Origin of the sequence: Diaminobutyricimonas sp. LJ205 (genome assembly GCF_009755725.1) — a bacterium.
Taxonomy (GTDB): Bacteria; Actinomycetota; Actinomycetes; order Actinomycetales; family Microbacteriaceae; genus Ruicaihuangia.
In genome coordinates this window covers 1,367,086-1,381,899 of record NZ_CP046619.1, presented here as the reverse complement: position 1 = coordinate 1,381,899, position 14,814 = coordinate 1,367,086, and the positions used below count along the sequence as shown (strand labels likewise).

The 14,814-nt window shown below is 67.5% G+C and carries 15 protein-coding genes; all 15 read right to left on the bottom strand.

The genetic code is table 11. From position 1 onward, the window contains the following. Positions 1 to 99 precede the first annotated feature (99 nt). Complete coding sequence (locus tag GO591_RS06575) at positions 100 to 930, bottom strand: ABC transporter permease (RefSeq protein WP_370455340.1); 831 nt, start codon at positions 928 to 930, stop codon at positions 100 to 102. After that, positions 927 to 1,964 carry an aliphatic sulfonate ABC transporter substrate-binding protein gene (locus GO591_RS06570; protein WP_157156084.1) on the bottom strand — a complete coding sequence of 346 codons (1,038 nt, stop codon included), beginning with the start codon at positions 1,962 to 1,964 and terminating at the stop codon, positions 927 to 929. The genes GO591_RS06575 and GO591_RS06570 overlap by 4 nt, the downstream gene beginning before the upstream one ends. A 66-nt stretch (positions 1,965 to 2,030) precedes the next feature. Further along, on the bottom strand, positions 2,031 to 2,861 hold the full coding sequence (locus tag GO591_RS06565; protein WP_232466302.1) for an ABC transporter ATP-binding protein: 831 nt from the start codon (positions 2,859 to 2,861) through the stop codon (positions 2,031 to 2,033). A 92-nt stretch (positions 2,862 to 2,953) separates the two neighbouring features. Next, on the bottom strand, positions 2,954 to 3,367 hold the full coding sequence (gene nusB, locus GO591_RS06560; RefSeq protein ID WP_157156082.1) for a transcription antitermination factor NusB: 414 nt from the start codon (positions 3,365 to 3,367) through the stop codon (positions 2,954 to 2,956). Next, positions 3,367 to 3,930 carry an elongation factor P gene (efp, locus tag GO591_RS06555; RefSeq protein ID WP_157156081.1) on the bottom strand — a complete coding sequence of 188 codons (564 nt, stop codon included), beginning with the start codon at positions 3,928 to 3,930 and terminating at the stop codon, positions 3,367 to 3,369. The genes nusB and efp overlap by 1 nt, the downstream gene beginning before the upstream one ends. A 99-nt stretch (positions 3,931 to 4,029) precedes the next feature. Then, positions 4,030 to 5,139, bottom strand: coding sequence for a 3-dehydroquinate synthase (gene aroB / locus GO591_RS06550; RefSeq protein ID WP_157156080.1), 1,110 nt, complete (start codon positions 5,137 to 5,139; stop codon positions 4,030 to 4,032). Continuing rightward, positions 5,136 to 5,663 carry a shikimate kinase gene (locus GO591_RS06545; protein WP_157156079.1) on the bottom strand — a complete coding sequence of 176 codons (528 nt, stop codon included), beginning with the start codon at positions 5,661 to 5,663 and terminating at the stop codon, positions 5,136 to 5,138. The genes aroB and GO591_RS06545 overlap by 4 nt, the downstream gene beginning before the upstream one ends. A gap of 3 nt (positions 5,664 to 5,666) precedes the next feature. After that, positions 5,667 to 6,869 (bottom strand): chorismate synthase, encoded by a 1,203-nt coding sequence (gene aroC / locus GO591_RS06540; protein WP_157156078.1) that lies wholly within the window; start codon positions 6,867 to 6,869, stop codon positions 5,667 to 5,669. 3 nt (positions 6,870 to 6,872) lie between these two features. Next, positions 6,873 to 7,733 carry a shikimate dehydrogenase gene (locus GO591_RS06535; RefSeq protein ID WP_157156077.1) on the bottom strand — a complete coding sequence of 287 codons (861 nt, stop codon included), beginning with the start codon at positions 7,731 to 7,733 and terminating at the stop codon, positions 6,873 to 6,875. A gap of 4 nt (positions 7,734 to 7,737) precedes the next feature. Beyond that, positions 7,738 to 9,003 carry an endolytic transglycosylase MltG gene (mltG, locus tag GO591_RS06530; protein WP_232466301.1) on the bottom strand — a complete coding sequence of 422 codons (1,266 nt, stop codon included), beginning with the start codon at positions 9,001 to 9,003 and terminating at the stop codon, positions 7,738 to 7,740. Between the two features lie 8 nt (positions 9,004 to 9,011). Beyond that, entirely contained in the window at positions 9,012 to 9,464 is a 453-nt protein-coding gene (gene ruvX, locus GO591_RS06525) for a Holliday junction resolvase RuvX (RefSeq protein ID WP_232466300.1), read from the bottom strand. A 1-nt stretch (position 9,465) separates the two neighbouring features. Further along, positions 9,466 to 12,123: an alanine--tRNA ligase gene (alaS, locus tag GO591_RS06520; protein WP_157156076.1), complete on the bottom strand. Its 2,658-nt coding sequence runs from the start codon at positions 12,121 to 12,123 to the stop codon at positions 9,466 to 9,468. Positions 12,124 to 12,189: 66 nt separating this feature from the next. Further along, positions 12,190 to 12,417 (bottom strand): hypothetical protein, encoded by a 228-nt coding sequence (locus GO591_RS06515; protein WP_157156075.1) that lies wholly within the window; start codon positions 12,415 to 12,417, stop codon positions 12,190 to 12,192. A gap of 137 nt (positions 12,418 to 12,554) precedes the next feature. Beyond that, positions 12,555 to 13,184 (bottom strand): 30S ribosomal protein S4, encoded by a 630-nt coding sequence (rpsD, locus tag GO591_RS06510; protein ID WP_157156074.1) that lies wholly within the window; start codon positions 13,182 to 13,184, stop codon positions 12,555 to 12,557. Between the two features lie 193 nt (positions 13,185 to 13,377). Then, a complete protein-coding gene (locus tag GO591_RS06505) occupies positions 13,378 to 14,763 on the bottom strand; it encodes a replication-associated recombination protein A (protein WP_157156073.1) in 1,386 nt (461 codons plus the stop codon). Positions 14,764 to 14,814 lie beyond the last annotated feature (51 nt).

Sequence of the window (14,814 nt, the reverse complement as noted above, 5' to 3'; positions counted from 1 at the left end):
GCGACCCCGCTCGCGGCACCCGATTGGCGCACCGGCCCAGGTGAAGTCGTGGGCCGGCGCGGCAATCGAGCGCCGCGAGTGAGCGGGAGCGGAGGCGGTCTAACCCCAGCGCTTGAGCAGGTACTTCTCGAGCAGGCCGATGAGGGCGTCGGTGGTCTTGCCGAGCACCGCCAGCAGGATGATCGTCAGGAACATCCGGTCAATGCGGCCGTTGTTCTGCGAGTCGGTCAGCAGGAAGCCGAGTCCCATGGCGGCGCCGAGCAGCTCGCCAGCGACCAGGAACAACCAGGCCTGCGCCAGGGCGAGCCGCAGTCCGGAGACGATGCTCGGGATGATCGCGGGCAGCTGCACTTGCTGCAGAAGCTGCACGCGACCGAGGCCGTAGGTGCGGCCAAGTTCAACCAGGTGCGCGTCGACGTGGCGAAGCGCTCCTGACACCGTCGTGTACACCGGGAACAGCGCACCAATGGCAATCAGGATGACCTTGGAGTCCTCGTTGATGCCCACGTAGAGCGTGAGCAGCGGCACCCAGGCCAGCGACGGTACCGCGCGGAATCCGCCGATGGTGGGCGCGAGCAGGATGTTCGCGAACTTCGAGAGGCCGACGGTCGCGCCGAGCAGCAGCCCGACGAGCGAACCGATGAGGAAGCCGAGCAGCACACGCTGCGTGGAGATGGCCACGTGCGTGCCAAGCGTGCCATCAGCGGTCATGTCCACCGCCGCCTGCCAGACGGAGACCGGGGACGGCAGCCGGTACGCGGGCACCGCGCCGGATGCCGACAGTGCCCACCAGATGAACAGCAGCAGCACCGGCACGACCGCGCCGCCGAGGATCAGCCATCCGCGGGCGGACGTTTTCGTGGAACGCGCCGAGGTGGCGGGACGCTGTTCAGCGCCCGCCACCTCGTGCTCGATGTTGCTCATGGTCATCCGATCGCCGAAGCGTCAGCCTTCTTCGCGAAGGTGTCGTTGAACAGCGCGTCGAGTGCGTCGTCGATGAGCTGCTGGTTGGCGACATCACCGGACTCGACGAAGATCGGGCCGACGATCTCGAGCACGTCACGCTGGGTCTTGCCGGGAACCGGATCCAGGTCGAGCACGGTGCGCTCGAGCAGCACCTTCTCGGCGATGGCGAGGTCGATGCCGGCGACCTCGGCGAGGATCGCGGCGGTCTCGTCCGGGTTCTCCTGCGCCCACTCGCGTGCCTTCTCGTAGGCGTTGACGACGACCTGGGCGACGTCGGCGTGGTCGGTGATGAACTGCTCGGTGGCGTTCAGGAAGCCGTAGGTGTTGAAGTCGATGTTGCGGTAGATGAGCTTCGAGCCTGCGGTGATCTCACTGGTGGCCATCAGCGGGTCAAGCCCCGACCAGGCGTCGACGGCGCCGGATTCGAGTGCTGCCTTGCCGTCGGCGTGCTGCAGGTTCTGGATCTCGACCTCGTCCTGGCCGATGCCGGCCTCTTCGAGGGTCTGCAGCAGGAAGAAGTACGGGTCGGTGCCCTTGGTGGCAGCGATGGACTTGCCCTTGAGGTCTTCGACGGAGTCGATGTCGGATGCCGCGGGCACGACGATCGCGGCCCATTCAGGCTGCGAGTAGATGTCGATGACCTGGATCGGCGAGCCGTTCGAACGGGCCAGCAGTGCAGCCGACCCGGCGGTCGAGCCCACGTCGATGGCTCCGGCGCGCAGCGCCTCGTTGGCCTTGTTCGATCCGGCTGACTGCAGCCAGTTGACGGTGACGTCCTCGCCAAGGGCCTCTTCGAGCAGTCCCTGCTCCTTGATGACCAGGCTGAGCGGGTTGTAGGTGGCGAAGTCGATGTTGAGGGTGTCGGTCGACCAGCCCTCGGCCGAGGTGTTCTCGTCGGCGGGGGTGACGGCCGATCCTTCGCCTGCGGCGCAGCCGCTGAGCACGAGAGCGCCGGCCGCGGCGATGGCCGCGAAGCTGACAATGGAGCGATTCTTCATTCGGGTTCCTTCAGTGGCTGAGTGATTGCGGTGCAGAGTGGATGCGGTGTTTGCGGATCAGGAAGTTCAGTGCCGTGCCGGTGCGTACTCGGCCGCGTGGTGGCTGGGCACGCCCAGGCCGTCGAGGAGCTCGACGCGCAGCTCGGCGAGCCGGGAATCGGCCCGGTCCCGCGGGCGACTGCCTGGGACGGCGACGATCCGCTGCACGGTCGCGCCGTCGATACCGGGCTCGCTGCCGAGCAGCACCACCCGATCGGCCAGGTAGAGGGCCTCGTCGACGTCATGGGTGACCAGCACGATGGTGGCCGGTTCGGCAGCATGCAGGTCGAGCAGCAGGTCCTGCATGCGCAGTCGGGTGAGCGCGTCCAGGGCGCCGAACGGCTCGTCGAGCACGAGCACGCCGGGGTTGCGGGCCAGGGAGCGGGCCAGGGAGGCGCGCTGCGCCATGCCGCCGGAGACCTCGCGCGGCCGCAGCTTGCTGGCATGGTCGAGTCCAACCAGTTGGAGCAGTTCGGCGACGCGGGCGCGGCCGGCGGTCTTCGCGGTGCCCCTCGGCAGGCCGAGTTCGATGTTGCGTTCGATGGTTCGCCAGGGCAGCAGTCGCGGCTCCTGGAAGGCGACCGCGCTGCGCTCGTCGATGCCTGAGACGCGGGTGCCGTCGATGCTGACCACACCGACGTCGGGAAAGTCGAGGCCGCTGATCTGTCGCAGCAGGGTCGACTTGCCGCAGCCGGACGGGCCGAGGAGGGCGACGATCTCGCCGGCGGCGATGTCGATGGAGACATCCCGCAGCACCGGTCGCAGCCCGCCCTCGCTGCCGAAGACGCGGCCGACGCCGTCCAGGGTCACGGTCAGTGCCCGGCTGGCGGTGCGTCTAGGTGTTGCGGTGAGGGTCACATGGGCGACGTTATTCCCGAGTTCGGATGCCCGACAAACAGCCGCGTAACAGGGCGAAACACGGCGCAACATTCGCCCACCAGGGCGAAATGTTACGCGCTCAGTTGCGCGATCCGGCCGAGCAGACCGTTGATGAAACCGGCCGAATCATCGGTGGAGAGCACGGTTGCCGATTCGACGGCTTCGGCGATCGCGACCGGGTTCGGCACCTCGGGGTTGTATAGGATCTCCCAGATGCCGATCCGCAGGATGGCGCGGTCGAGCACCGGCATGCGGGCGAGGGTCCAACCCTGGGCGTAGGTCTCGATCAGTTCGTCTATCTCGTCCTTGTGCTCGTTGACTCCGCTGATGATGTCGGCGGCGTAGCCCCACGACGAGGAGCGCTGCGGCTGCTCTGCGGCACGGAGGGACTCGTCCGCGAAGACATCCGCGATCGGAAGCTCCCGGACATCCGCGACATAGAGCACGTCAATGGCGCGCTTGCGCGCTTTGGTGCGAGCTGACACTAGTCGTTCACACGGCCAAGGTAGTCGCCGGTGCGGGTGTCGACCTTGACCTTGGTGCCGGTCTCAAGGAACAGCGGAACCTGGATCTCGTAGCCGGTCTCGACGGTGGCGGCCTTGGTGCCAGCGCTTGAGCGGTCGCCCTGCAGGCCGGGCTCGGTGTAGGTCACTTCGAGCACGACGGATGCCGGCAGTTCGATGTACAGCGGGTTGCCGTTGTTCATCGCGATGGTGACCGACTGGTTCTCGAGCATGAAGTTGGCTGCATCGCCGACCACTGTCGAGGGCACGTTGATCTGGTCGTAGTCGCTCTGGTCCATGAAGACGAAGTTGTCGCCGTCGTTGTACAGGTAGGTGTAGTCGCGGCGGTCGACGTTCTCGATGTCGACCTTGGTGCCGGCGTTGTAGGTCTTGTCGACGGTCTTGCCGGTGACGACGTTCTTCATCTTGGTGCGCACGAACGCGCCACCCTTACCGGGCTTCACGTGCTGGAAGTCGATCACCGTCCACAGCTGGCCGTCGATCTTGAGGACGACGCCGTTCTTGATGTCAGCGGTAGAAGCCATTGGAGTGATCCGTTTCCGTTTGTGAAGAAGCCTGTCGGCAGTAAATGCCCGCGAAGCAGTTTAGACGCAATCGCGGGAGGTTCGCTGACGAGCCGCTGTTCAGCGGCCGATCTCCTGGTAGGCGGCGAACAGCAGCGCCTCCTCGGGACCGGTCAGCACCGACGGCCTGGCGATGTCGTCGAGCACGATGAAGCGGAGCATGCTGCCGCGGGCCTTCTTGTCGCGCTGCATGGTCGCCAGCAGGGTGCGCCAGCGTCCGACCGGGTAGGTGGTCGGCAGCGACAGCGATTCGAGGATGCTCCGGTGCCGGTCCACTGCGGCGTCCGACAGCGACCCGGTGAGCCGCGACAGCTCGGCAGCGAAGACCATGCCGATCGAGATCGCGGCACCGTGCCGCCACTGGTAGCGCTCGGCGTGCTCGATGGCGTGTCCGAGGGTGTGACCGTAGTTGAGGATCTCGCGCTCCCCGGACTCCTTGAAGTCGACGCCGACAACGCGTGCCTTCACCCCGATCGCCAGTTCGACGACACGACGGAACTGCGGTGTGGCCGGATCGGTGACCGCGTCGACATCCGCCTCGATGATGTCGAGGATCTCCGGCTCGGCGATGAAGCCGGCCTTGACGATCTCGGCGAAGCCGGCGAGGATCTCGTTCTTCGGGAGCGTGTCGAGCAGGTCGAGGTCGACCAGCACACCGGCTGGGGCGTAGAACGCGCCGACGAGGTTCTTGCCCTCGTTGGTGTTGATGCCGGTCTTGCCGCCGATCGCGGCGTCGACCATGCCCAGCACCGTGGTCGGGATGTGGATCAGCTTGACCCCGCGCAGCCAGGTCGCCGCGACGAACCCGCCGAGGTCGGTGGTCGCTCCGCCGCCGAGGGTGACCACCGCGTCGGAGCGGGTGAAGTCGGTCTGCCCCATGATCTGCCAGCAGAACGCGGCGACCTCGACCCGTTTGGCGGTTTCGGCATCCGGAATCTCGGCCAGGAACACCTCGTACCGGCCGGTGAGCTGCTCGCGCAGGGCCTCGGCCCGAGCGCCCAGGGTCGGCGCGTGCACGATGAGCACCTTCTGCACCTTCTGGCCGAGCTGCTCGGCGAGATCGCCGACCAGTCCGCGGCCGATCCGCACGTCGTACGGGTCGGCGCCGGTGACAGGGATCACGGTGATATCGGTACCGGTGTTGGTGCCGGTCTCAGTGTTGTCGCTCATTCTGTTGCGCCCTTCAGCAATGCAGTGCCCTTCAGCCATGCGGCAATGTCGTCGGCGATGGCGTCGATCGGCCGAGTGGAGGTGTCCCAGCTGCGGGTCGCCAGCCGCTCATAGATCGCGCGCCGGGATTCGACCAGGGCGCTCCATGCCTCGACGCCGCCGTCTTTCAGCAGCGGCCGCTTGCCGTTCGCGAGCCGCGCGGCGACCGCCTCGGCCGTGGTGGTCAGCAGCACGACCCGCTGCGACGCGAGATCAAGCTGGGTGTCCGGGTCGATGACCGCTCCCCCACCGAGCGAGACAATGCCCTCCTCGGTGAGCGCCTGGGCCACTGCCCGCCGCTCCAGCAAGCGGAACTGCTGCTCACCCTGGGTGGCGAAGATTTCGGTGATCGCCCCGTGTTCGGCGGCGATTCGCGTATCGGTGTCGATGAACGGCACCTCAAGGATGCGCGCCACCTTCTTGCCGATCCGCGACTTCCCAGAACCTGGCGCGCCAATGAAGACCGCCGTCGGACGTGCGGTCACGGTCTACTCGCCGGTCGCCGTGCTGGTGCGGATGACCTCGGGGATCGAGGCCAGGTAGGACTCCAGGTTCCGCCGAGTCTCGGCCAGGGAGTCACCGCCGAACTTCTCCAGCATCGAGTTCGCCAGTACGAGCGCGACCATCGCCTCGGCGACGACACCGGATGCCGGCACCGCGCAGACATCCGAGCGCTGGTGGTGGGCGGATGCCGCCTCCCCCGTGGTCACGTCGATGGTGCGCAGCGCGTGCGGAACGGTCGCGATCGGCTTCATCCCGGCGCGAACCCGCAGCACGGTGCCGGTGGACATGCCACCCTCGGTGCCGCCGGCCTTGTCGCTCAGCCGCGAGATCAGTTCGCCGTCGCGGACGAGCTCGTCGTGCGCGGCCGACCCGCGGCGGGTGGTAGTCAGGAAGCCGTCGCCGACCTCGACACCCTTGATCGCCTGGATGCCCATCAGCGCGGCAGCGAGCTGGGCGTCGAGTCGACGGTCCCAGTGCACGTACGAGCCGAGTCCGGGCGGCAGCCCGTAGGCGAGCACCTCGACGATGCCGCCAAGCGTGTCACCGTCCTTGTGGGCGGCGTCGACCTCGGCCACCATCGCCTCGGTCGTGGCCGGATCGAAACAGCGCAGCGGGTCGGCGTCCAGGGTGCCGACGTCGTCCGGAGACGGCAGTGGACTGCCCTCAGGTACCCGCACCGGTCCGATCGACAAGGTGTGGCTGACCAAGCGGATGCCCAGTTCGGCGAGGAAGCCGCGGGCGACAGCACCAAGCGCAACCCGGGCCGCAGTCTCGCGGGCGCTGGCGCGCTCAAGCACCGGCCGGGCCTCATCGAAGCCGTACTTCTGCATGCCGACCAGGTCGGCGTGGCCGGGACGCGGCCGCGTCAGCGGGGCACCGCGGCCACCGCTCAACACGGCAGGATCCACCGGCTCCGCGCTCATCACGTCGACCCACTTCGGCCACTCCGTGTTGCCCACGCGGATCGCGACCGGACCGCCTTGGCTCAGACCGTGCCGGACACCGCCGGACAGCGACAGCTCATCCTCTTCGAACTTCATGCGGGCGCCGCGGCCATAGCCGAGCTTGCGGCGGGCAAGATCCGCCCGGATCGTGTCGAGGCTGACCGGAACGCCGGCGGGCAGACCCTCCACGATGGCAATCAATTCGGGGCCGTGCGACTCACCTGCGGTCAACCAACGAAGCATTGGTCAATCTTCCCATAGCGGCGAGGGGCGGACGCCCACCGCCTCGCGCATCGCCTGGTGCACCGCGTCTTCGTCCGGCAGCACCGTGTCCGGGTCGCCGGTGACGAACACCCGCACCTGGATCAGCGCCTGCCCGATCAGCATCTCGATGCCGGGAATCACCCGCCCGGCGGCATCCGACCACGCCGAAGCCAGCGCGGTCGGCCACGGGTCGTAAGCCACGTCGAACAACACGGCGTCGGCACGCAGGTCCTGCGGGAACTCCAGCGCGTACAGCGCCCCGTTCGGCAGCGTGCTGATCACCGCGCCGGCGGGCACGGTCGGCGCCTCACCTAGCGGGACGACGTGCACGGTGACCCCACATGCCGTGCCCAGTTCGACCAGCGGCGCCGCCTTCGCCGGCGTGCGCACCGCGATGGTGACCGTCTCAGCGCCGAGTTCGGAGACGGCGACGAGGGCGGATGCCGCGGTGGCACCGCCGCCGAGGATCAGCACCCGGTCGAGGTGCGTGACCCCGGCGGCGCGGAACGGCCCGGTGATGCCGGCGATGTCGGTGTTGAAGCCGCGCTTGATTCCGTCGTCGAAGAGCAGGGTGTTCGCGGCGCCGGTCAGGCGGGCGCGGTCATCGATCGAGTCCAGCAGCGGCAGCACGTCCTGCTTGAGCGGCATGGTCAGCGAGAGACCACGCCACGACGCATCCCGAGTCCGGATGAACTCGGCCAGCCGGTCGCCGGTCATCTCGACCTGTCCGTACTGCCAGTCAAGGCCGAGCGCGCGATAGGCGGCGAGGTGCAACGCGGGTGACTTCGAGTGCTCGATCGGGGAACCGAGCACGGCAAGCGTGGTCGTCGAAGCGGCGGTCATCGGGTCAGCAGAGTTCCGACGTCTTGCACCACGCGCGCAGTTCCGTGACGGCGGCACTGTGCTCGGCACCCGTCGTCGTGAACTTCGTCTCCCCTGTCTCCAGGTTGACCGTTACGAAGTAGAGCCAGGTGCCCTCCGCCGGGTGCAGAGCGGCGTCCAGGGCAACGTCGCCGGGTGCGGCGATCGGACCCACTGGCAGACCGGTGTGCGCATAGGTGTTGAACGGGTTCGGATCGGCGCGCTCGGCATCCGTTGTGAAGACGCTGCCTCCGGCCGAGCTCTGGCCGTGCGTGACCGCGTAGCCGTAGTGCGAGGTGGAATCGAACTGCAGCATCATTCCGGTGGCGAGCCGGTTCTGGATCACCCGCGAGACCTTGAAGAAGTCGTCGTCGATCCGTGCTTCGCGCTGGATCAGGGACGCAGTCGTCACCACCCGGTGCCGGTCAGCCGGGGCCACGCCGAGCGCGTCCAGCTTCTGCATCATGGTGTCCACCAAACGCGCGATCTGATCGTGGGCGCTGACTCCGGGGTCGAATTCGTAGGTGGCGGGGAACAGGTACCCCTCAAGGCTTGGCGCTTCAGCCGGTACTCCGAATGCCGCCGGATCAGCGGCTGCCGCCTCGTAATCGGCAATCGGCACGCCCGTTTTCTCGCTGAGCGCCGTGAACACCGTCTGCAGGGTCACGCCCTCACGAATGGTGGCCTTCGCAGTGACCTTGTTGGCGGGATCCATCAACGCATCAAGGGCTGCTCGGGCACTCATCTCCTTCTGCAGCGCGTACGCGCCGGGGGTGAAGGTCGGGTTCTCGGCCACGGCCAGGTCGTAGAACGCGTCGTAGGTCATGGTCACGCCGGCCTTGACCAGGCTGTTCGCGACATCCGAACCGGTCTCGCCGGCGGTGATCACGATGGTCACTTCCTCGCCGTTGCCGGTGCCTTCGTAGTCGTTCGGCAGTTCCCACCCCATCACGCTGCGGATCTGCTCTTCATAGCTCGACCACACCATCCATGCGGCGCCTGCCGCGACGCCCAGGAAGGCGACGACCGAGATGAGCGCCCACAGCCAGCCGAGCCGGCGTTTGCCGCGCGGACCCCTGGACCCACCGCGCGAACCGCCGCCCGGCCGGTGCTGCTGGCGGGCCTGCCGACGGCTGGTCGGCGCGGCGTCGGGCTCTGCCTGCTGCACCGCCGTCTGATGCGGTGCGGCCGTCGGCCGGGATTCGTCATGGGCGGACGTGAACAGGTCCTCCCAGCTGGGTTCTTGGGCCACGTGAGTCCTTATCCGGGGGCAACGATGGAGCCTGGAGGGATGCCTCCCGAGCGCTCCGCGTCGAGGGCATGTTGCAAAATTATCACGGCAGCTACCTGATCAATCACCGAGCGCGAGCCCTTGGTTTTGCGACCGGATGCCCGCAGCGCAGACTGCGCGGTGACCGTCGACAGGCGCTCATCGACCAGGCGGACGGGCACGGATGTCGCCGCCGCGAGCTCGGCCGCGAACTGCCTGGCATCCTCGGTCGACAGCGTGTCGCCGCCGGACAGCGACAGCGGCAGCCCGACGACGATCTCGACCGGCTCGTACTCGGCGGCGGCGGCGAGCACCTCGCGCACCGTGGATTCGGTGCGCTGCAGGGTCGCCACCGGGGTGGCCAGCATCCCGTGCGGGTCGCTGGCGGCGAGCCCGACCCGCGCTCGCCCGACGTCGACGCCGAGGCGTCGACCGGGGCGCACGTCAGTTCTCCAGCGCAGTGGCGATGGCTTCGAGGGCCGCGGGGATGGCGTCGAGTTTCGAGCCGCCACCCTGGGCCATGTCGTCCTTGCCGCCACCGCCGCCGCCGAGGGTGCCGGCGGCGAGCTTCGCGAGCGCACCGGCCTTCACCCCGGCCGACCGTGCGGCGTCGTTGGTGGCGACGATGACCGCGGGCTTGCCCGCGACATCCGCCGCGAGGGCCACAACGGCCGCGTCGCTGCCGAGGCGTTCACGCACGGCCATCACGAGGCTGCGGACATCGTCGCCGGAACCGACCTGGCCGATGTGCTCGAGCACAGCGGAGACCTGGCCGACCCGCCGCGCGTTCGCGGCGATCGCGGGGACACGACCGGCGAGAGCCTGCGCCTCGTACTGCGAGATCTTCTTCTCGGCCGCCTTGAGGCTAGCCATCAGGTCGGCGATGCGGTCAGGCAGCTGCTCGCGCGGCGTCTTCAGGCTGGAGGTCAGCTGTGACACGATGGCACGCTCAGCGGCAAGGTCACGGAACGCGTCCAGGCCGACAAGCGACTCGACCCGTCGGTTGGTGGAGCCGATGCTGGATTCGCTGATGAGGTTGATCAGGCCGACCTGCGAGGACCGGGACACGTGCGTGCCGGCGCAGAGTTCACGCGACCAAGGACCACCGATGTCGACGACACGCACCGTCTGGCCGTACTTCTCGCCGAACAGTGCCATGGCACCGAGCTGGCGGGCTTCGTCGAGCGGCATGATCCGGGTGACGACCTCGAGGTCGTCGTGCACCGCGTTGTTGGCGATCTCTTCGATCTCGGTGCGGGTGTCGCTCGACAGCGGCTTGTTCCAGTTGAAGTCGAGCCGCATGTAGCCCGCCTTGTTGTAGGAACCGGCCTGGTGCGCGTCCGGGCCGAGCGTCTGGCGCAGGGCGGCGTGGATCAGGTGGGTCGCAGAGTGCGCCTGGGTGGCTGCCTGCCGCCATGCGGGATCGACCACACTGGTCGCCGCCTCGCCCACGCCGACTTCGCCTGAACGGACCTGGACCTTGTGGCTGACCAGCCCCTTCACCGGACGCTGCACGTCGAGCACTTCGAGATCGAACGCGGCGCCGACGATGCTGCCGGCATCCGCTTCCTGGCCGCCGGATTCCGCGTACAGCGACGTCTCGGCGAGGATGACCTCGGCGATCTGACCCGTGGTCGCCCGACTGACGGATACGCCGTCGACGATCACGCCGAGCACCGAGGTTTCGGTCTGCAACGACTCGTAGCCGGTGAACACGGTCTCGCCCTGGGCGCGGAACGCGCTGTACACCGACAGGTCGGCAAGCCCGGATTTCTTCGCCTTGGCGTCAGCCTTCGCCCGGTTGCGCTGGTCGGCCATCAGCTTGTCGAACGCATCCCGGTCGACCTTCAGCCCGGCTTCCTCGGCCATTTCCATGGTCAGGTCGATCGGGAAGCCGAAGGTGTCGTGCAGCAGGAACGCGGTGTCGCCGGGCAGCGTCTGGGCGCCGTCGGACTTGGTCTTGGTCACCGCGAGGTCGAGGATGCTGGTGCCGCTCTCCAGCGTGGCGAGGAAGGTCTCCTCCTCACCGGTGGCGAGCCGGTTGATCCGGTCGAACTCGGTGGCGACCTCCGGGTAGGAGGCCTTCATGGCGTCGCGGGAGGCGGGGAACAGTTCGCCGAAGGCGGCTTCCTGCACGCCGAGCAGGCGCATTGCGCGGATCGAGCGGCGCAGCAGGCGGCGCAGGATGTAGCCGCGGCCCTCGTTGCTCGGGGTCACGCCGTCGGACATCAGCATGAGCGCGGAACGCACGTGGTCGGCGACCACGCGCATCCGCACGTCGTCTCCGTGATCGGCGCCGTAGCGGCGACCGGACAGCTCAGCAGCCTTGTCCAGCACCGGCCGGACCTGGTCGATCTCGTAGAAGTTCTCGACGCCCTGTTTCAGGAACGCGACGCGCTCCATGCCCATACCGGTGTCGATGTTCATGCGCGGCAGTTCGCTGACGATGCGGAACTCGGTCTTCGACTGCACGTCGTCGATGAGGTGCTGCATGAAGACCAGGTTCCAGATCTCAATGAACCGGCTGTCGTCGACCGCGGGTCCACCGTCGCGGCCGTACTTCGGGCCGCGGTCAACGTAGATCTCCGAGCTGGGCCCGGCAGGACCGGGCTGACCGGTCGACCAGTAGTTGTCGGCCTTGCCCAGCCGCTGGATCCGTTCAAGCGGGAGCCCGGCGACCTTCTGCCAGAAGTGCACCGCTTCATCGTCGTCCTCGTAGACGGTGACCCAGAGGTCCTTCTCGTCGAAGCCGAGTCCGCCATCACTCTCGGATGTCGTGAGCAGCTCCCAGGCGTAGGCGATTGCCTGCTCCTTGAAGTAGTCGCCGAACGAGAAGTTGCCGTTCATCTGGAAGAACGTGCCATGCCGGGTGGTCTTGCCGACCTCTTCGATGTCGAGGGTGCGGATGCACTTCTGCACGCTGGTGGCGCGCGGGAACGGCGCCGGGACGAGTCCGGTCAGGTAGGGAATGAACGGCACCATGCCGGCGATCGTGAACATCACCGTGGGGTCATCCGCGATCAGTGAGGCGGAGGGGACGACGGTGTGTCCGCGCTGACCGAAGAAGTCGAGCCAGCGGCGTTGAATATCAGCGGTGTGCATTTTTTCCCTGTGGTGATGGCATGCGTAAGCGAACGGGCCGGTGACAGCCCGTTCGCGTGGAGCGGGCTACTTGGCGTGCTTGGCGAGGTCGGCGATGGCGTCCTCGGCGTCGGCGACCGCCGCACGCAGTTCCGCTTCCCGCGACTTGTAGCCGTCGACGACCGCGTCGGTGAACGACCTGGTCCTCGCGTCGAGACCCTCGAAGAACTGCCGACCCTGCGGTGTCTTGTTCACCTGGTGGGCGACGACGAATCCTGCTGCAACACCGATGAGCAACCACAGTGCGTTCTTCATGGAGAATCCCCTCTCGATTGATCCGAATAGTCAGCTTACTTGCTGCGCCTTTGCTGACCATGCGCAAAACTGCAAAGGCGGGCCACCCCGAAGGATGACCCGCCTTTGTGGCAGTACTTGTCTAGCAGCCGCTGGAATCAGCGGGCGGCGTAGTACTCGACGACGAGCTGAACTTCGGCGGTGACCGGAACCTCGGCACGCTTCGGGCGACGCTCGAGGCGGGCCTGCAGCTTGTCGAGCTCTACCTCGAGGTAGGCGGGAACCTTCGGCAGGACCTCAGCGTGGCCACCGGCGGCGGCAACCTGGAAGACGTCGAGGCTCTCGCTCTTCTCCTTGACGTGGATGAGCTGGCCCGGCTTCACGCGGAAGGACGGACGGTCGACGAGCTGGCCGTCGACGAGGATGTGGCGGTGCACGACCAGCTGGCGAGCCTGTGCGGTGGTGCGGGCGAAGCCGGCACGCAGCACGAGGGCGTCCAGGCGCATCTCCAGCAGCTCGACCAGGTTCTCACCGGTCAGGCCTGGCTGGCGGCGGGCCTCGGCGAAGACGATCTTCAGCTGTGCCTCGCGGATGCCGTACTGGGCGCGCAGGCGCTGCTTCTCACGCAGGCGAACCGCGTAGTCGCTGTCGGCCTTGCGCTTGGTGCGGCCGTGCTCACCGGGAGCGTATGGGCGCTTCTCGAGGTACTTGGCAGCCTTCGGGGTGAGGGCGATACCGAGCGCGCGCGAGAGGCGGGTCTTGCTGCGAGTACGTGACTTGGTAGACACGATGTCCTTTTCTGTCGAACTAACGGATGACACCGGCGTTGTGCGCGCTCACGCATGGACGCGACACCGAGGGCCGGTGGAAGTCAGAGGGGTGTGCCGCGGAGGTCAGTCGGCTACAGACTGAAGCTCCTTTACGGAATCTCGACGCAGCCGCACGCGAGAAACCGAATCAGGCAGCGTTCAGCGTACCAGATCACGCCTGACCGCGGATGATCCTGCGCAGCTTCGACCAGCGCGCGCCGACCTCACGCTCGTGCCCGTGCTCGGTCGGCCGGTAATAGTTGCGGCCGGCCAGGTCATCCGGCAGGTACTGCTGTTCGACGACGCCGATGTCGGCGTCGTGCGCGTACCGATAGCCCTTGCCATGACCGAGCTTCTTGGCGCCAGGATAGTGCCCGTCGCGCAGGTGCTTCGGCACCCGGCCGAACGCGCCGGCCTTGACGTCGGCGATGGCCTCGTTGATGCCGGTGTATGCGGCGTTCGATTTCGGGGCGGTGGCCAGGTAGACGACCGCTTCAGCGAGCGGGAGGCGTCCCTCCGGCATCCCAATCAGTTGCACCGCTTGCGCGGCGGCGACCGCGATCGGGAGTGCCTGCGGGTCGGCCATGCCGATGTCCTCGGAGGCGCTGACAATGATCCGTCTGGCGATGAACCGCGGGTCCTCCCCCGCTTCGATCATGCGTGCCAGGTAATGCAGGGCGGCGTCGGCGTCCGACCCTCGGATCGACTTGATGAAGGCGCTGATCACGTCGTAGTGCTCGTCGCCGTTCCGGTCGTAGCGGAGCAGCGCCCGGTCGACAGCGCGCGCGATCGTGTCGGCGGTGACGACCGGCTTGGCGGGATCCGCGTCAGCGGCCTCGGTGTCTGGATCATCGCTGTCTGCATCATCGGCTTCGGCGGCCTCGGCGGTCGCAGCCAGTGCGGAGGCCTCCAGCGCGGTGAGGGCTCGTCTGGCGTCTCCGGATGACAACCGGATCAGGGCGGCGCGCGCGTCTGGGTCGATCACGACGGCGTTGTTCAGTCCGTGTTCGGCGCTGACCGCGCGGTCGATGAGGATCCCAAGATCGTCGTCGCTCAACTGTTCGAGGGTGAGCAGCAGCGATCGGGACAGCAGCGGCGCGATCACCGAGAACGACGGGTTCTCGGTGGTTGCTGCGATCAGGATGACCCAACCGTTCTCGACTCCGGGCAGCAGGGCATCCTGCTGGGCCTTCGTGAAGCGGTGGATCTCGTCGAGGAACAGCACCGTCGAGACCCCGTAGAGGTCGCGGTTCGAGCGGGCCTCTTCCATCACCTGGCGCACGTCTTTCACGCCAGCGGTCACCGCGGACAGCTCAACGAACCGGCGACCGGAGCTGTGCGCGATGGTCTGCGCGAGAGTGGTCTTGCCGGTGCCTGGTGGACCCCAGAGGATCACGGAGACGGATCCGCGCGCACCGGATGCGTCGGTGGCAAGGCTGACCAGGGGCGATCCTCGCCCGAGCAGGTGTTTCTGGCCGGCGACCTCGTCGAGCGAGGTGGGTCGCATGCGCACCGCGAGCGGGGTGGCTCCGTGGTGGAGCCCGGGCTGGGCGGTCATGCCGCAAGCCTAATCGGGCCCGCTGACACCCCCGCTCACCCGCGCATTTGG